Below are 17,449 nucleotides of genomic sequence, written 5' to 3'. Positions count from 1 at the left end.
TCCCTTCTGGATGGCTTCTCACTGAACCCTGACGAGCGGTCGGGTGTCCATGTGCTATATGGCAATGTGGCCATCGCCAATCAGGAGTCATCCATGGATATCATTCGAATCATCATCGCCATCCTGCTGCCGCCGTTGGGTGTGTTTCTGCAAGTGGGCTTCGGCGGGGCATTCTGGCTCAACATCCTGCTGACTCTGTTGGGTTACATCCCGGGTATCGTGCATGCGGTGTACATCATCGCCAAGCGCTGAATTTGTTGGTTTGCACAAATCCCCTGTGGGAGCGAGCAGGCTCGCTCCCACATTTGGTTTTGCATTTGCCCTATAGGGGGCCATCCATCACCCTGCGATAGAACAACCATTCATGTTCCAGCGCATGAGCCTGGTTGATCGCCTTGCGAAAGCCATGGCGCTCATCGGCGTAGTAATGCGCTTCTACCGCGATTCCGTTGTTCTGCAATGCCTCGACCATATCGCGTGTTTGCTGCGGCACGACCACGGCATCCAGTTCACCCTGGAAAAATATCACCGGGGTGCGGATCTGATCAGCGTGCAGCAGTGGCGTGCGGTCCCGGTAGCGTTCGGCGTCCTGTTGCGGGTCGCCGATCAACCAATCCAGATAATCGCCTTCGAATTTGTGCGTGGCATGACCCAGGGCGACGGGGTCGCTGACACCATAGAGACTGGCGCCGGCGCGGAACACGTCATGGAACGCCAGGGCGCAAAGAGTCGTGTAGCCGCCGGCACTGCCGCCACGAATGAACGCGCGACGGCCATTGATCAAGCCTTGTTCCTCAAGGTACGTGACCACCGCGCAGGCATCCTCGACGTCCACCACCCCCCAATTCAAATACAGCGCCTGTCGATAGGCCCGGCCATAACCGCTGCTGCCGCGGTAATTGAGATCGGCTACGGCAAAGCCGCGCTGGGTCCAGTACTGGATGCGCGGATCAAAGATGGGATAACACGCCGAGGTCGGTCCGCCATGGATGAACACCACCAATGGCGGCTTCTCTTCGGCGTTCATGGCCGGGTAAAAGAACCCATGGGCTTGGCTGGAAGCCGAGGGATAGCGCAGGGTCCGGGGGCGACTGATGTGTTCGACGGGCAACGGCGCAACGCCACCGGCGAGCACCACCACTGCATGGTTTTGCCGCTCAATGGCTATCACCGCCGACGGGCTGATTGGCGAAGCGGCGATGGCATAAATGAACCGCTCATCGAGTGCCAGGCTGCGAAAACGCGAATAGGAGCCGGTGAAATCCTCGGATACGCCGTCACTGCGGCAGAGGCCCAGTCGCCCGAACCCCGCCTCGGTCCAACTCGCCAGGTAATCGCGTTCGCCCAGCGGCAGCCACGTACAGCCGCCCAGTTGCCAGGGTGCTGGGGCGTGATCGGCTTCGGCGGCGGGCAGCGGCTCCAGGTCGTCGGCGGATTCAGTCCAGGGCTGCCAATAACCGTCACGATCGCTCAGGCAATAGAGGCGACTGCGATCATCAAAACGCGGTTGCTGAATGGACTCCTCGTGACCGCTGCCCGCGACGCAACGCGGCTCATTCCAGGCGCCAGCGTTGCGCTCGGCCAGCATCAGTCTCGTTGACGTCCACGGTTGATGGGGGCGGCTCCACTCAATCCAGGCCAGCCGTCGACCATCCGGACTCAAGGTCGGCGCGGCATAGAAGTCCGCACCTTCGGCCAGCAGATGTCGTTGATGATCTGCCAGGCCGATCGAGACCAGGCGATGCTGATTGGCCTGCTCCTCCACCGCCAGCACCTGGCCGCAAGCGAAGTGAAGATCGCCATATCGACAATCACTTGAGGTCAGCGCCACGGGCTGTTCGCCGGCCAGCGACTGGTGATACACCTGCTGATCGGCCTCATTGACGAACAGCACACCGTCGTCGCTCAGGCAGAACGAACCGCCGCCGTATTCATAAACCCGGCTGCGGACACTGAACCCGTCCGGGGTCAGGCATCGGGCCTTGGCATCCTGCCAATGCCAGATCCGGCAGGCACCGTCTTCGGGACGGTATTGATTCCAGAACAGTCCAAGGGGCCCGGCTTGCAGCTCAGCGAAGTCGATGCCTGCCGCAACGGCCTGGGCTGCGCTGAAAGAATCAGCCTTTGGCGATGAGGCGTGAGTTTCGTTCATTGCGAAAGGCCAGTTGTTCAATCGTCTGAGTGGCATGCTCGGCGTCTTCCCGAGCCTGAAGAATCATCCCGTGATGCTCGGATTTGCTGCACACCGGGTCGGCATTGCTCGCATCGCCCGTGAGCATGAACGCCTGGCAGCGACAGCCGCCGAAGTCCTTTTCTTTTTCATCACACGAGCGGCACGGCTCGGGCATCCAGTCATAGCCGCGGAAACGATTGAAGCCGAACGAGTCGTACCAGATGTGCTGCATGCTGTGGTCACGCACGTTGGGAAATTGCACGGGCATCTGACGGGCGCCGTGACAGGGCAATGCGGTGCCGTCCGGCGTGACGGTCAGGAAAATGCTGCCCCAGCCGTTCATGCAGGCCTTGGGGCGTTCTTCATAATAGTCCGGGGTGACGAAGATCAACTTGCACGGATGCCCTTGGGCTTCCAGTTTGGCGCGGTATTCGTTGGTGATACGTTCGGCACGCACCAGTTGTTCCCGGGTGGGCAGCAGGCCGACGCGGTTGAGCTGTGCCCAACCGTAGAACTGGCAGGTGGCGAGTTCGACGAAGTCGGCTTCAAGGGCGATGCACAGCTCGATAATGCGGTCGATCTTGTCGATGTTGTGTCGATGGGTGACGAAGTTCAGCACCATCGGATAGCCGTGGGCCTTGACCGCCCGGGCCATTTCCAGTTTTTGCGCGAAGGCTTTCTTTGAACCGGCCAGCAGGTTGTTCACCTGTTCGTCGCTGGCCTGGAAACTGATCTGGATGTGGTCGAGGCCGGCCTTTTTGAAATCGCTGATTTTCTGCTCGGTCAAGCCGATGCCAGAGGTGATCAGGTTGGTGTAGAAACCCAGCCTGCGCGCCTCGGCGATCAGTTCGGCCAGGTCCTGGCGCACCAGCGGCTCGCCGCCGGAAAAGCCCAATTGCGCGGCGCCCATCTCACGCGCCTCGCGAAACACCTTGAACCACTGCTCGGTACTCAGCTCCTTGCCCTGTTCGGCGAAGTCCAGCGGATTGGAGCAGTACGGGCATTGCAACGGGCAACGGTAGGTCAGCTCGGCCAGCAGCCACAGCGGCAGGCCGACTTCAGGCTTGGGCGGCAGGCTTGTGGCGTCAGACAAGTTCGATCCAATGCTCTGCACGGGCGACCTCCATGAATTGCTCGATGTCGTCACCGAGTTCCGGCACGTCGGGGAACTGTTTGGCCAACTCGCCAATGATGGCGGCCACATCCCGTTCACCGTCGATCAGGCCGCCAATCAGCGAAGCGCTGTCGTTGAGCTTGATCATGCCTTCAGGATAGAGCAGCACGTGGCCCTTCTGTGCCGGCTCGTACTGGAAACGATAGCCGGGGCGCCAGCGTGGGGTCTTGCTGCGATCGAAACTCATAAGGTAATTCCTTTGTGCCACACCCGTTGCCCGGTCACGCTGTGATAGGGCGGGCGGTTCAATTCGTAGGCCATGCTCATGGCATCGAGCATGCTCCAGAGGATGTCCAGTTTGAACTGGAGAATCTCCAGCATGCGCTCCTGGCCTTCGCGGGTGGTGTAATGCTGCAAGGTAATCGCCAGGCCGTGCTCCACGTCACGCCGGGCCTGGCCCAGGCGGGTGCGGAAATATTCGTAGCCGGCGGGGTCGATCCAGGGGTAATGCTGCGGCCAGCTGTCCAGGCGCGACTGATGGATCTGCGGTGCGAACATTTCGGTCAGGGAGCTGCTGGCGGCTTCCTGCCAAGAGGCGCGGCGGGCGAAGTTGACGTAGGCATCCACCGCGAAGCGCACGCCCGGCAGCACCAGTTCCTGGGAGCGCAGTTGATCGGGATCCAGGCCAACCGCCTGACCCAGCCGCAACCAGGCTTCGATGCCGCCGTCTTCGCCGGGCGCGCCGTCATGGTCGAGCAGGCGCTGGATCCACTCGCGGCGGATTTCCCGGTCCGGGCAGTTGGCCAGGATCGCGGCATCCTTGAGCGGGATGTTCACCTGATAGTAAAAACGGTTCGCGACCCAGCCCTGGATCTGCTCGCGAGTGGCGCGGCCCTCATACATCGCCACGTGATACGGGTGATGGATGTGGTAATACGCACCCTTGGCACGCAGGGCCGCTTCGAACTCGGCGGGGGACAGGGGGGTGTCAGTCATTGCGGTTCTCCGGGCAATTCCCGTGGATTCTGTGGCGTCAGGGTTGGCCCCATCGCGAGCAGGCTCGCTGCCACACTTGATCTGTAACGCATGAAATATCCGGTACGACTCAAACTTCTGTGGGGCGAGCCTGCTCGCGATGGCGTCTCATCAGCCATCAGCGATTGGCTGACTCAGCGCACACCCACTCCCACAATCGTCGCGCCCGTCCTACAACTCAATACTCATTCCGTCGTAAGCCACTTCAATCTTTCGACGTACAAGCTCGGCCCGCTCGGGCGAGTCTTCGTCGAGGATCGGGTTGGTATTGTTGATATGAATAAGGACCTTGCGCGGCTCGGGCAGTTGCTCCAGCACTTCGATCATCCCGCCAGGCCCGTTCTGTGCCAGATGGCCCATCTCGCGACCGGTGCGGGTGCCGACGCCACGACGCTGCATTTCATCGTCGTCCCACATCGTCCCGTCCACCAACAGGCAATCGCTGCCGGCCATGATCTCCAGCAAAGGCTCGTCGACTTTGCCCAGGCCAGGGGCGTAAAACAGCTTGCCGCCGGTGCGCAGGTCTTCGACGATCAGGCCGATGTTGTCGCCTGGGTGCGGATCGAAACGGTGCGGTGAATAGGGCGGCGCGGCGCTGCGCAGCGGCAGGGGAGTGAAGCGCAGGTTCGGGCAGGCCGGGATGGTGAACGGCTGGTCGAGTTCGATGCGGTTCCAGCTCAGCCCGCCGTTCCAGTGGGTCAGCATGTTGAACAGCGGAAAACCGGTGCTCAGGTCTTCATGGACCATGTCGGTGCACCAGACTTGATGCGGGCAGCCTTCGCGCAGGCTGAGCAGGCCGGTGGTGTGGTCGATCTGGCTGTCCATCAGAATGATGGCGCCGATACCGGTGTCCCGCAGTGCCCGACCCGGTTGCATCGGGGCGAATCCTTGGAGCTGGGCGCGAATGTCCGGGGAGGCATTGCACAGCACCCAGTTCACGCCATCATCGGAAATCGCGATGGACGACTGAGTGCGTGCCTGGGCTCGCAGGCTGCCGTTGCGAAAACCTGCGCAATTGGCGCAGTTGCAATTCCACTGGGGGAAACCGCCGCCGGCGGCGGAACCTAGAATCTGGACAAACATGGCCGCTCCATCTGCAAACCGAAATAAAAAACGCCCCGGCTGACCGAGGCGTTGTGCTGCGCGTTCAACCGCCTGCAGCAATCAACGGCTGGCGAAGTACATGGTGACTTCGAAACCGATACGCAGGTCGATATATGCGGGTTTGGACCAAGACATGGAAATACTCCTTTAGGTGGGATGCTGTCATCAGGATGGGTCGGTTGAGACCTATACATATAGTCCACCTCCGAAGGGAGATGTTCAGATGCTTAGGCGGCTATGTTACTAAATCTGACATATTCGTTGGCTGCAATTCTCCAAGAAAGCTCATTGCACAGACTGTAATGATCACGGCACCGCGTGCCAGGGCTCTCCAGGGCAGGCTCCATTGGTCAGGCAGTAGCGTGCACTTTCGGCGCTAGTCAGATGCCCCACGGCGTCCATCAGCTGTTCTCGATTCACACGCATGATGGCGTCGGACAATTGCTCTAGATAATCCGACGGATGGCCAGCGAGTTTGCCCTGCCAGAGCAGTTCGGCCGCTTGGGCGCAGGGTAGGGCGGCGCTCTGGAACTGGGCGGCGAGGGCCTGCTGCTGACTGGCCAGCGTCGAATCGTCGAGCTGCTGGAGACGGTCCGGCAGGCCGCTCAGGAACTGGTCGATATGGGCGATCAACTGGGCCGCCGAGGCGCTGGGTGATTGGACACCGAACAACAAACCGGTCTGCCCATCGATCTGCTTCACACCGCTGAACACTGCGTAACCCAACTGCAACTCGACCCGCAGGCGCTGGTAAAACGCTGTTTGACACAGCTGTGCCAGTAACCGCCATGCGGCTTCGTCGTGCAGGGCTCGGGTAGGCGTGGGACAAAACAACAACACGGCCTGTTCGTCGCCGTGGGTCTGAAGGGTGTGCCAGATCGGCTGCCGGCAAGGGGAGGTCGGTTGGGCTTGCTGGCCGGCAATGCCGGGCACCCGGGCCAGCACCGGGCCCATTGCTCCCTGGGTGGCGGCCGAGAGACCGATGGCCAGTGCGTCCCAATGCGCCGTCGTCCACACGCTGTTGTCGCGATCGGGCAGCGCCAAGGCTGACGATGAGGAGTTTTGCTGGCAATGAATCGGCAGCTCCTTCAACAGGTGTCGAATCGGTATCAGTGCAGGTTCGCTCTTCGCTGGCGCCGGCGGCAGTGGTTGTCCCAGCTTCGTCAGGATGTGCTCGAGCACCAAGGGCATCGGTGCCTGCAGGCCAACCAGCTTCAGCAGCCATTGGTCGGCGCAGGGCTCAAAGGTGACTTCCACGCCGGCCTGCTGCGCATCTTCACGCAGATCCTGCAGGTGCCGATCAAGCCTGGCCGAGAGGTCGAGCGGGGGCAGCGTCGCCAGGCGCCAGCGCAGATACACCGCGCCTTGCGAGGTGTTGTCCGCCAGCCCTTGGCTGAACTGCATGGGGGAACGTTCCCGCCGGCCCCGGGAGCGGTCCTGGGCGAAGGTGCGCAGACCGCGATGGGCGCTGGTCTGGCCGCGTATCAACCCGGTACGGGGTGGTTCGCTTGCCGTTTGCAGGAACGGGTTGGGCGCGGGCAGTTGCCATTGCCCGGTGACGTGCTCCGCCGGGTGCAATTGCTTGAGAATTTCCCTGAGCCGCGACAGATCGTTTTCCGACAGTTGAACATCACGTTCTTCATTGTCCCAACGGGCCAGTTGCAACGCCGTCGCGGTCTCCTGCCGACGTTGCAGGCGGGCGCTGAACTCATCGCGCAAGGGCGCCCAGTCGTCCTGGGCGGCGAAAAATCCCAACCAATCGTGCAGCAATGGCTGAATGTCGTTCAGTGCGTGATCGTTGTCGAGTTTGAACTCGATGTGCAACAGCGCCTGCTCGGCAAACTCGTACAGCGCCGATGCCTTGAGGCTGTCAGCCAGACCGCGTTGACGCAAGGTGGCGAGCAGGCCCCCCGGTTTGCTGTTATTCAGCCATGTGCAGAGAAAATCCATGGTTTGCGGCGAGGCGACGGGCAAACCTTCGAAGGCGTACAGCAGATCGAGACGTCCTGGGCTGACCTGTTGATAACCGGACTGGTGCGATGCCATCAGCTCTGGCGCCGGCTGTCGGGTGACCGCTTCACCCGCAGGCACATCGCCGCTGAACTGCTCGGCCAGTGCCTTCATGGCTTCGATGCTTTGCGGGCCCGCCAGACTCAGCGTCATTTGGCCGCTCTGGTAGAACCTTCGATAAAAGTCTTGCAGTGCCATTTGGAACTCGGCCCGCTGCACCGCGAGGCTGTCGCGATTACCCGCATGGAAACCTCGCAGTGGATGAGCTGCGGACAGTCCTTCGTGCAGGGCCACTTGTCGCTGGGCCGTGGGGTCCTGAGACCAGGCGATGAATTCCGCGTGCAGCACTTCTCGCTCGCGCAATTGGACAGTTTCATCCAGGCGCGGATGGGAGAGCATGTCCCCGAGTCGCTCCAGACCGCCGGCAAAGGCAGCCGGTGGTAATTCGAAGAAGAAATCGGTGGTGCGATCGCTGGTGCGGGCATTGACCTGGCCGCCATGCCGTTGCACGTAGGTCATCAGGTTCTGCTCTGTGGGAAACCGCTCAGTGCCGAGGAAGAAAAGATGTTCGAGCAAGTGCGCCAGTCCCGGCCAGGCGAGCGGCGCATCATGGCTGCCGACCGCCACCCGCAGCACCGCAGCGCTGCGCTTGAGGCCGGGGACATGGCGCAATGTCACTCGCAAGCCGTTGGCCAGGGTTTCAGTGTGGGGGCAGAAGGAATCGACGGCCGACATGAGCGTTTCCAGAACAGAGAAGCGCTCATGCTAGCGGATTAGGGAGCGTTCTCAATCAGTGTTTGTTCAAGTCGTCGTAAAGCTCAGGGCGGCGGTCATGCAGGTAGTTGTAGGCCGCACGGCAATCCTCAATCAGTTGCCGATCCAGTTCCCCCACGATCAAGGCCTCGTCCAGCCCGGCAAGGGCAGGGCGGCTGCCATCCGGGGCGGCGATGCTGCTTTGCCCGCAGTACTGCAATTCACCTTCATGACCGCAATAGTTGGCGTAAGCCACAAAACACTGGTTCTCGATGGCTCGGGCGCGCACGGTGACATCGGCGATGAACTCATAGGGCTGCATGTTGGCGGTGGGCACCAGGATCAGTTCGGCGCCGGCCAGGGCCAGGCGCCGGGCGTTTTCCGGAAACTCCAGGTCATAGCAGATCAGAAAGCCGAGCTTCCAGCCGTTAAGCTCGACGATGGGCAGCTCGCTATCGCCAGCGCTGAACATCGCGTGGTCCAGATCGCCAAACAGGTGACTCTTTCGATAATTTGCCAGGCGTTCGCCGTGGGCGTCGATCAGTTGCACCGCGTTGTAAATCTGCCCATCTTCGCTGCGTTCCGGGTAGCCATAGGCGATCGCCAGACTGGCCGCCTTGGCGATGCGAGCGATCTGCTGCGCCCATTCGCCGTTGTAGACCTCGGCCAATACATTCACCGCGTCGACGCCAATGTTGTAGCCGGTCAGGAACATTTCCGGCAACACCAACACATCGGCGCCCCTGGCCTCCAGCGCCACCTGATGCAGGCGTTGCAGGTTGGCGGCCGGGTCCAGCGGCAGCGGTGAACATTGGTAAAGGGCTACACGCATCAAAAACTCCTTTTATTCGGGCAGGGCGATCGGACCGATTTCGTCGAACACGTCACCTGGCCCCGGGTTCTCGGGGTGAGTTTCACCGCCGAAGTGCTTCATGATTCCCCACACGGCATTGAGTGAGGTTTGTACCGCGCCCTCAACCCAGGCCGGTGTCCATGAGACGTCATCGCCGGCGATAAAGATCCCTCGCTGTTCGGCCGGCATGCCGTCCTGCATGAAATGGGCGTACATGCGCTGGTTGTAGCGATAGTGGCCGGGCAGAGCACCTTTGAATGCGCCGAGGAAATGCGGGTCGGCTTCCCAGGAGACGGTGATCGGATCGCCGATGATCCGTGCGGCGATGTCCACCTTGGGATAAATCTTCTTCAAAGCGTCGAGCGCCAGCTTCACGCGTTTTTCCACCGGATGGGGGAGCATTTTCAGCGCATCGCTCATCCACGAGTACGACAGGCAAATGACCCCCGGCTTGTCATCGCCATTGTCGAACAAATAGGTGCCACGGGTGAGGCGGTCAGTGAGGGTCATGCTCATCAGGTCGCGGCCGGTTTCCGGATCCTTGTCCTTCCAGAAGGGCCGGTCGACCATCACGAAAGTCTTCGACGATTGCATGTAGCGGGTGCGGTCCAGGGCCATCCACATTTTTTGCGAGAACAGCGCCTCTTCGCATTCGATCTGAGTGGTCAGCAGCCAGCTTTGGCAGGTGACCAGCACCGCGGCATATTCGCGGGTGTTGTCCCACACGTCGGTCACGCTGAACCGGCCATCGTCGGCGCGCGCGATGCGCTTCACACCGCTGCGCGGGGCGCCCAGGTGCAAGGAGTTGAGGCTGGTACCTTCTGGCCAGTGCGCGCAGCGCTCCGGCACATGCTTCCAGATGCCATGGGGCACCTGCTCGACGCCACCGACCACCAGATGCTGATGATCGTCGCAATTGGTCATCACCACGCGGAAAATTTCCAGCATCGAATTGGGAAAGTCCGAGTCCCAGCCGCCGGTGCCGAAACCCACCTGGCCGAACACTTCACGGTGCTGGAACGAGAGTTTGGCAAACGCCTTGGACGTGGCGACGAAGTCGTAAAAAGTGCGGTCGTCCCACAGGGGGACCAGGGTGTTCCACAGTTCCTTGAGGCGTGGCACGTCGCGGTCGCGAATCGCCTGCTGGATATCGCCGAAGCGCGAACCGTCCTCCAGCGCATCGGCCCAGGCGTCGGCCACTTCCTGGAACAATGCCGGCAGGTCGGCCAACTTTTGTGCGTAGTAGGTCTGGCCTTCCAGATCGATGACCGTGCTGCCCGAGGCCGGGGTCAAAGGGTTGGGAAACGGTTTGGTCTCCAGGCCCAGTTTGTCGACGTAGTGATAGAACGCCGTGGACGACACCGGAAACCGCATGCCCCCCAACTCGGCAACGACACCCTCGGCGCCGTTGAACGCTTGTGAGCGCAGGCGCCCACCCATTTTCGACGCTTCGTAAACCACCGGCTTGAGGCCCAGCTTCATCAACTCGTAGGCCGCCACCAGACCGGCGATCCCGGCACCGACAATCGCGACTTCTGCCCCGTGGTTGTGGGCGGGAATACTGCCCAGGCCGGCGGGATGCTCGATCCAGTCGTCAAAAGCGAAAGGAAAGTCCGGCCCGAAAATGGTGATGGGCTTCTTGCCGTCTGCTGGGTGGCGATTGTTCTTGTTCATGGCTGACCTTGATTGGGCGACTCGACGCGGCTTTCGCGTCTGAGTATAGGAAAGATGCCAGCCATTCTAGAGAGGGTGAAACACGTTAATAAGACGCAATGTGTCGTCGTTCTGGATTGTTATCAGTCATTTTGATGCGTTGGTTAGTCGTAATGACGAGTCTGAGCCTGGTGAGTATGGGTATTCTGGTGAAGGCGGTGGGCGGTTACTGGGGAGGCTGGCTGTGCTCGGGTCTTCGTGAGCAAGCCCGCTCTGACAGGTAAGTCGCACCCCTCTAGACCGGCTGCCCCCGATCGATCTTGCTGCTGAGGATGATCGAAGTGGTGGTTTTCTCCACCCCATCCACACTGCCAATCTGATCCAGTAACTGATCCAGCTGCTCCGGTGAATCCGTGCGCAGCCAGGCCACATAGTCGAATTCGCCGCTGACCGCACACAGTTGCTGGACCTGGGCCATCGCACTCAAGCGCCGCAGCACGTCCTTGCCGGAGCGCGGTTGAACCTTGATGCCGACGTAAGCCTGTAACCCGCCGTCTATCACCCGCTGCCCCAGACGCACGCCGTACCCGGTGATGACCTTGGTTTTTTCCAGCCGTGCCAGCCGCGAAGTCACGGTGGTGCGGGCGATGCCCAATTGTCGGGCGAGCATGGCGACGCTTTCCCGGGCATTGATTTGCAGGGCGGCGATCAGTTGGCGGTCGATTTCGTCGAGGACGGGAGGGCGGGTGTCAGACAAGATGGGCTCCGGCGTGGATATCGGTGGCTGGCATGTTACAGGCTCGCATGCCTTTGCCACCTACTCCATTGGGATGCGCTCGGGAATGCCTGCCACCATGACGTTGGTCATGGTGGCAGTATCCGCAGATTTGACGATGCTGGCATCAGCCCGTTTCAGATGCGGCCGCAGCCCAATCCAGGCTGCGACCGGGCCGGGATCATTTCCAGCGATTGGTATCCCATGCCTTGCGGTCGAGATCGAGGTCGGGGAAATTTGCCGGATCGAAGACCGGCCTTGCCACACCGGCTTTCAGCTGCGCGCGGAAGTCGTTGATCACCCGTATCGCAGTAGGGAACAGCATCAAAATCGCAATCAGGTTCACCAGTGCCAGAATGCCCATCATCGGATCTGAGAAGAAGAACACCGAGGTGGCGTTCGGGGCCGCGGCGCCGAGGAAAATCAAGCCCAGGATAAACACGCGCAGCACCAGCAGGGCCGGTTTGGATTTGGTGATGGCCGCCAGTGCGTTCTCACCCAGATAGACGTTGTAGATGATGGACGAGAAGGCGAAGAGCAGGATCGCCAGAGTCAACGCGTAGCGCGACCACTCACCAAAATGGCTGGCCAGTGACTGTTGTGTCAGTACGACACCGTCGATGCCTGTTGCACCGGCAACATAGACATCACCCAGCAGGATGATGAAAGCCGTGCACGAGCAAATCACGATCGTGTCGATGAAGACCGAGAACGATTGGGTGATGCCCTGGCTGACCGGGTGATGCACCAGCGCAGTTGCCGCGACGTTCGGTGCGGAACCAAGCCCGGCCTCGTTTGAGAACAGCCCGCGGCGCAAGCCTTGTGCAATCGCAGCCCCCATGCCACCGGCGATGGCTTCTTCATAGCCGAAGGCGCTAGAGACGATGCGTACGAAGAGCGCCGGAATTTCACCGATGTTCATCACGATGACGATCAGGGCAAGCGCCAGGTAACCCAGCGCCATGACGGGCACCACGACATCGGCCGCCTTGGCGATGCGCTTGATTCCACCAAAGATCACAAACCCGGTGACAAGCACCAGTAGCGCTCCGGTCACAAAGCGGCTGATCCCGAACGAATCCTGCATCGCGCCGGCCACAGTGTTGCCTTGGAAGGCATTGAAGCCAAGGCCGAAGGCTGCCAGCAGGCAGACTGCATAAACTATCGCCAGCCAGTTGTAGTTCGAGCCGAGGCCGTGCCGGATATAGTCGGCTGGGCCGCCACGGAAGGAGTGCTCCCCGTCGGTGCGCTTATAAACCTGGGCAAGCGTACATTCGACGAGACTTGTCGCCATGCCGACGAGCGCGATGCACCACATCCAGAAAACCGCGCCGGGCCCACCGAGCGTGATCGCGACGGCTACACCGGCAATGTTTCCGCCGCCCACGCGGCCGCCCACGGATACGAGTAGCGCCTGTCGCGCGCTGAGGTTATTGGGGTCGCTGTTCTGGTTCTTCCCTGACAGCACGCGGAACATCCGGCCGAAGAATTCGAACTGGACGAAACCCGACATGATCGTGATGAACACTCCGAAGACCACGAGAATGGGTATGAGCGACCACCCCCACGTGAGGCTGTCGACATACCCAAACAGCGTTTGCAGGAATTCCATCTGTTTCTCCTATATTTCTTATTATCGGCGGAATCGCTCTCTTGAGCGTCCCGCGATCAGTTTATGCCTGGTTTTACATCCGATTTCGCGTCTTCGGACGTTTCGGTGCCGCCGATCGTTCCCGATCCGAAAACCCGCCATATGGCACCGTCGAGTCGTTCGAGGGCTAAACTGACCTTTATCGCTGGCAGTGGCCGGGCCCTGGCGGGCGCAACTGTACTACAGAGCGGTACTTTCGGCGCCCTGAGAGTTGTGCTTAATCAGCCTCAGGGGCTGCCCAATGTCTGTTCAGTTGAGTGCTACTGCCAGTTTGATCTTCTAAACGTCCGGTATAGGCGAAATTCACTATAGCTGGGCGGGTATACATCGCATGGATGACGTGCTTATTGCGCAGCGGTTGTTTATGAAGACCTTTGGCCAGTGCGCCCAGTCTCGCCGCTCAAAAACGCAAAAGCCGCGCAATGCGCGGCTTTGAGTATGGTGGGCCCACACGGACTCGAACCGTGGACCAAAGGATTATGAGTCCTCTGCTCTAACCAACTGAGCTATAGGCCCTCAGTAGGCCGCGGATTATAGCGACGGTTTCTCGGCTGTGCTATCCGAAAAATCCGATACGGTCATACGAAGAAACGTTGCGGCGAACTCTTCGGCGCACAGGGGCAGGCTGACGATGTAGCCCTGGATCTGTTCGCACCCTTCTTCAGCCAGGAATTGTTGTTGGGCCAGGGTCTCGACGCCTTCGGCGATGATGGTGAATTGCATACTGCGGCCCAGCGCGATGATTGCCCGCACGATGGCCACGTCGTGCGGGTCATCGGGCAGGCCACGGACGAAGGACTGGTCGATCTTGAGGAAGTCCAGTGGCAAACGCTTGAGATAGCTCAGGGAGGAGTAGCCGGTGCCGAAGTCGTCTATCGCCAGTTGCACACCGAGTTTTTTCAGCTGGTGCAGCACCGCGAGGGCTTCTTCGGCCTGGCTCATGATGAAGTTTTCGGTAATTTCCAGTTGCAACAAGCCGGGCTTGAGGTGGTGCTCACGCAGCAACTGTTCGATACGCCCCAGCAGGTTGGGTTGGCGCAATTGGGCTCCGGCAAGGTTGACCGACAGCGGGCCGAGGCTTTCGTAGGCGTCGTTCCATTCGGACAGTTGTCGACAGGCATGTTCCAGTACCCAGTCGCCAATCTGCAGGATCATGCCGTTTTCTTCGGCCAGCGGGATGAAATGCTCCGGCGGTACGTCGCCAAATGTGGGGTGGGTCCAGCGAATCAGCGCCTCGGCGCCCACCAGGCGATTGTCGGCAAGGCTGAATTTGGGTTGGAAGGACAACGATAATTCGTTGCGCTCGATGGCGCGTCGCAACTCGTGTTCCAGTGCCACCCGCTCACTGGCCTGGGCGGTGAGGTCGCGGGTGTAGCTTTCAACCCGGTTGCGGCCCTTGGCCTTGGAGCGGTACATCGCCGCGTCGGCATTCTTGACCAGCGTGGCGACGTCGCAGCCATCCTGTGGGTACAGGCTGGTGCCGATGCTGGCGCTGATGAAAAACTCATGTTCACCGGCCTGGAACGGTGCGGCAAAGCAATTCAACAGTTTTTGGGCAATGTGTTCGGCGTCGCTGGGTTGTTGCAGGCCTGGCAGCAGGATGATGAATTCGTCACCCCCCAGGCGCGCCACGGTATCGATATCGCGCAACTGCTCGCGCAGGCGCACGGCGATACCCTTGAGGAGCAGATCTCCCACCGGGTGTCCCAAGCTGTCATTGATGTGCTTGAAGCGGTCCAGGTCCAGGAACAGCACCGCACCCTGGCCGCCATCTTCCTGCTGGCTGTTGAGCGCCGTCAGTAATCGGCTTTCGAACAATGTGCGATTTGGCAGGCCGGTGAGCGGGTCGTGGTGCGCCTGGTAATCGAGTCGGGCCTGGGCGTGCTTGAGGCTGGAAATATCGGCAAAGACCGCAACGAAATGGGTGATTTCCCGATCCCGGTTACGCACCGCGCTGATGGTCAGCCAACTGGGATACAACTCGCCGTTTTTACGCCGGTTGGAAATCTCCCCCTGCCAGTGTCCCTCGGCGGTCAACTGGTGCCACATTGCGGCATAGAACGCACTGTCATGCAGGCCGGAAGCCAACAGCCGCGGCGTGTGACCCAAGGCTTCGGTTTCGCTATAGCCGGTGATCTCGCTGAAGGCGCGGTTCACCGCGCTGATGTGCTGTTGTGTATCGGTGATCAGCACGCCTTCGGCAGTGCTTTCGAACACGGTGGCTGCCTGTTGCAGTTTTTCCTGCATCAGGTGGCGTTCGGTGATGTCCCGGGCGATGGTCAGCATGCAGTCTTCGTTGCCGATGGGCAGAGGGCGGCTGGACACTTCGCAGAGCCTTATCTGCCCATCGTTACGGCGTATATGACATCTGAAGTCCCTGACATAACCGTCTCGTTGCAATTGGTCGAGCATCTGTTTGCGCTCATTGAGGTTGACCCAGATACCCAGGTCCAGGGTGGAACGGTCCACCGACAAGGCGCTATTGAAACCGGTAATACGGCTGAAGCCTTCGTTGACCTCAATCAGCAGGCCGTCGCTTTGCCGGGACAGTAGCAGGCCGTCGGGCGAGGCATGAAAGGCCTTGGCGAACTTCTCTTCGGAAGTCTGCAACTGCTGCTGTGTTTCCTTGAGCTGGCTTATATCACGCACTACCACGACCAGGGCTGGGGTGGTGTCGAGGTCGAAGGGTTCGGCCGAGATCAGCCCGGTGAACACCTGGCCATTGCTGCGACGGAAAGGCATCTCCAGATTGCGGATACTGCCGGCCTGTAATCGTTGCAGCAGGCCCGGGCCGACGTCCTGGATGCCCCAGATGTTCAGTTCGGTCGCGGTTTGGCCCACCACCTCTGCGGCGCTCAGGCCAATCTGCTCCTCGAAGGCTTTGTTGACCTCCAGCAGGCAACCGTCCATCAGGCGCGCTATCACCAGGATGTCCGGACATTGACGAAATACCGAGGCGAATTTTTGCTCGGAGAGGCGCAGGGCTTCCTCGGTGCGTTTGGCTTCGCTGATGTCGATCATCAGCCCGCGCATCACCGGTTCGTGGCCGTGTTCGATCAGGCTGACAATATCGCGCACCCACAGGCAGCGGCCGTCAGCAGTGATCACGCGGTAATCAATGCAATGGTCCCGGCCCGCCAGCACTTCATGCTCACAATAGCTCTGGGCGCGAATCAGGTCGGCAGGATGAATGATGTTGCGCCAGAACCCTGGAATCAGCCAGTGGGAGAGGGGATAACCGAGCAGATCTTCGGCGTGAGGCGACACGTAGCTGTAGGTGAAGTCACTGACCCTTGCCTCCCAGGCAATTGCTGAAAGGCTCTCCACCAGCCCGCGGTAGTGGTATTCGCTGCTGCGCAGTTCTTGTTCCAGATCGACTCGTCGCGCGATCTCTGAGCTGAGGCGGCGATTGATGCGAATCACCGCCGCAAGGACACCGCTCAAGAGGAGCAGCGCAGGCAAGCCGTAAACCAGCAGGTCTGACCAGAACCTTCGGTAATCTCGGACATTGCCGACCCATTTCTCCTGGATTTCGCTGATCTGGGCCGGGCTCATGTCCGCTATCACCTTGTCCAGGATACCCACCAGTATCCTGTTCTCCCGGGGGACGCCCATGGCCAGTTGATAGCGATAGGGTGTTTCTCCGCTGACATAGAGCCCGTCAAGCTTGAGTTGGCGCAGGCTCCAGACACTGGAAGCCAGGTCGCCCACCACCGCATCCACTTTATCTGTGGCCAAGGCTTGCAAGGCTGAGCTGACATTGGGCAGCGCCACCAGATTCAGGTCTGGATGGTGGTTGCGCAACAGTTCGTGGGGCGCATAGTTTTCCACCACGGCGATTTTCAGCCCGTACAAATCCTCAAGGTTATGAGGTTCTGCACCGCCATGATGGGCCAGGATGACGATGGGAAAGTCCAGATATGGGCGGGTGAAGGCCAGGTAGTTCTGACGTTCGGGCGTGGACATGATGCCGGGTAAAAGATCGATTTTGCCCTGTGCGACCTGCTCCAGCACCATCGTCCAGCTGACGGGCTCGATAGGCGTGAGCGTGACAGCCAGCCGCTCGCGGATAACATCCACGTAGTCGGCGGCCAGGCCCTGATACCGCCCCTGATCGTCGCGAAATTCGAACGGTGGCCAGGAGGCGTCGACACCCAGGCGCAGGTCGGGGTGGTCCTTGAGCCAGCGGCGCTCTTCGTCGGTGAGCGTCAGCGCGCCAGCCGTTGCGGTCCAGCTCATCAATGACAGCAAAATCACGGCCGTCAGTCTGGGCATCACGGTCTCGTCATGGCTTGGGGAGGATGTTTCGAGTGTAGACGGGCAATAGG

Annotated in this window: 13 protein-coding genes and 1 tRNA gene; 1 reads left to right on the top strand and 13 read right to left on the bottom strand. The window is 60.4% G+C overall.

Features of this window, described 5'->3' with window-relative positions; genetic code table 11:
* Positions 1-93 precede the first annotated feature (93 nt).
* The gene (locus PSH91_RS24355; RefSeq protein ID WP_038436734.1) at positions 94-252 is read left to right on the top strand and encodes a YqaE/Pmp3 family membrane protein; all 159 of its coding nucleotides are present in this window, start codon (positions 94-96) and stop codon (positions 250-252) included.
* Between the two features lie 70 nt (positions 253-322).
* Here PSH91_RS24355 and PSH91_RS24350 read toward each other — a convergent pair whose 3' ends face one another.
* The 13 genes from PSH91_RS24350 to PSH91_RS24290 all read right to left on the bottom strand — a co-directional run bounded on the left by PSH91_RS24350 (position 323) and on the right by PSH91_RS24290 (position 17,396).
* Entirely contained in the window at positions 323-2,152 is a 1,830-nt protein-coding gene (locus PSH91_RS24350) for a S9 family peptidase (RefSeq protein WP_305466882.1), read from the bottom strand.
* The gene (pqqE, locus tag PSH91_RS24345) at positions 2,118-3,287 is read right to left on the bottom strand and encodes a pyrroloquinoline quinone biosynthesis protein PqqE (protein WP_173406480.1); all 1,170 of its coding nucleotides are present in this window, start codon (positions 3,285-3,287) and stop codon (positions 2,118-2,120) included. Before pqqE ends, PSH91_RS24350 begins: the two co-directional genes overlap by 35 nt.
* Positions 3,259-3,534 (bottom strand): pyrroloquinoline quinone biosynthesis peptide chaperone PqqD, encoded by a 276-nt coding sequence (gene pqqD, locus PSH91_RS24340; RefSeq protein ID WP_047228106.1) that lies wholly within the window; start codon positions 3,532-3,534, stop codon positions 3,259-3,261. The genes pqqE and pqqD overlap by 29 nt, the downstream gene beginning before the upstream one ends.
* On the bottom strand, positions 3,531-4,283 hold the full coding sequence (gene pqqC / locus PSH91_RS24335) for a pyrroloquinoline-quinone synthase PqqC (RefSeq protein ID WP_047228105.1): 753 nt from the start codon (positions 4,281-4,283) through the stop codon (positions 3,531-3,533). Before pqqC ends, pqqD begins: the two co-directional genes overlap by 4 nt.
* A gap of 210 nt (positions 4,284-4,493) precedes the next feature.
* Complete coding sequence (pqqB, locus tag PSH91_RS24330; RefSeq protein ID WP_047228104.1) at positions 4,494-5,405, bottom strand: pyrroloquinoline quinone biosynthesis protein PqqB; 912 nt, start codon at positions 5,403-5,405, stop codon at positions 4,494-4,496.
* A gap of 81 nt (positions 5,406-5,486) precedes the next feature.
* Positions 5,487-5,561: a pyrroloquinoline quinone precursor peptide PqqA gene (gene pqqA / locus PSH91_RS24325; protein WP_003177660.1), complete on the bottom strand. Its 75-nt coding sequence runs from the start codon at positions 5,559-5,561 to the stop codon at positions 5,487-5,489.
* Between the two features lie 171 nt (positions 5,562-5,732).
* Positions 5,733-8,171, bottom strand: coding sequence for a pyrroloquinoline quinone biosynthesis protein PqqF (gene pqqF, locus PSH91_RS24320; protein ID WP_305466881.1), 2,439 nt, complete (start codon positions 8,169-8,171; stop codon positions 5,733-5,735).
* A 55-nt stretch (positions 8,172-8,226) separates the two neighbouring features.
* On the bottom strand, positions 8,227-9,021 hold the full coding sequence (locus PSH91_RS24315) for a carbon-nitrogen hydrolase family protein (RefSeq protein WP_173406483.1): 795 nt from the start codon (positions 9,019-9,021) through the stop codon (positions 8,227-8,229).
* 12 nt (positions 9,022-9,033) lie between these two features.
* On the bottom strand, positions 9,034-10,716 hold the full coding sequence (locus tag PSH91_RS24310; protein ID WP_305466880.1) for an NAD(P)/FAD-dependent oxidoreductase: 1,683 nt from the start codon (positions 10,714-10,716) through the stop codon (positions 9,034-9,036).
* Between the two features lie 274 nt (positions 10,717-10,990).
* The gene (locus PSH91_RS24305; protein WP_024779396.1) at positions 10,991-11,452 is read right to left on the bottom strand and encodes an Lrp/AsnC family transcriptional regulator; all 462 of its coding nucleotides are present in this window, start codon (positions 11,450-11,452) and stop codon (positions 10,991-10,993) included.
* 199 nt (positions 11,453-11,651) lie between these two features.
* Positions 11,652-13,082: a sodium:alanine symporter family protein gene (locus PSH91_RS24300; protein WP_274090699.1), complete on the bottom strand. Its 1,431-nt coding sequence runs from the start codon at positions 13,080-13,082 to the stop codon at positions 11,652-11,654.
* Positions 13,083-13,560: 478 nt separating this feature from the next.
* Positions 13,561-13,637 (bottom strand) — tRNA-Ile (locus PSH91_RS24295).
* Positions 13,638-13,652: 15 nt separating this feature from the next.
* The gene (locus tag PSH91_RS24290; RefSeq protein WP_047228084.1) at positions 13,653-17,396 is read right to left on the bottom strand and encodes a bifunctional diguanylate cyclase/phosphodiesterase; all 3,744 of its coding nucleotides are present in this window, start codon (positions 17,394-17,396) and stop codon (positions 13,653-13,655) included.
* Positions 17,397-17,449: the final 53 nt, after the last annotated feature.

Source organism: Pseudomonas sp. FP1154 (assembly GCF_030687245.1).
In the GTDB taxonomy this organism is placed as follows: domain Bacteria; phylum Pseudomonadota; class Gammaproteobacteria; order Pseudomonadales; family Pseudomonadaceae; genus Aquipseudomonas; species Aquipseudomonas rhizophila.
Note: the sequence above shows the minus strand (reverse complement) of the source record. Positions and strands in the feature narration are given on the sequence as shown.

Coding starts and splice junctions, on each gene's coding strand:
- PSH91_RS24290 (WP_047228084.1), bottom strand. CDS start 17,396: ATGCCCAGACTGACGGCCGTGATTTTGCTGTCATTGATGAGCTGGACC.
- PSH91_RS24350 (WP_305466882.1), bottom strand. CDS start 2,152: ATGAACGAAACTCACGCCTCATCGCCAAAGGCTGATTCTTTCAGCGCA.
- PSH91_RS24315 (WP_173406483.1), bottom strand. CDS start 9,021: ATGCGTGTAGCCCTTTACCAATGTTCACCGCTGCCGCTGGACCCGGCC.
- pqqF (WP_305466881.1), bottom strand. CDS start 8,171: ATGTCGGCCGTCGATTCCTTCTGCCCCCACACTGAAACCCTGGCCAAC.
- pqqC (WP_047228105.1), bottom strand. CDS start 4,283: ATGACTGACACCCCCCTGTCCCCCGCCGAGTTCGAAGCGGCCCTGCGT.
- PSH91_RS24355 (WP_038436734.1), top strand. CDS start 94: ATGGATATCATTCGAATCATCATCGCCATCCTGCTGCCGCCGTTGGGT.
- PSH91_RS24310 (WP_305466880.1), bottom strand. CDS start 10,716: ATGAACAAGAACAATCGCCACCCAGCAGACGGCAAGAAGCCCATCACC.
- pqqD (WP_047228106.1), bottom strand. CDS start 3,534: ATGAGTTTCGATCGCAGCAAGACCCCACGCTGGCGCCCCGGCTATCGT.
- PSH91_RS24300 (WP_274090699.1), bottom strand. CDS start 13,082: ATGGAATTCCTGCAAACGCTGTTTGGGTATGTCGACAGCCTCACGTGG.
- pqqB (WP_047228104.1), bottom strand. CDS start 5,405: ATGTTTGTCCAGATTCTAGGTTCCGCCGCCGGCGGCGGTTTCCCCCAG.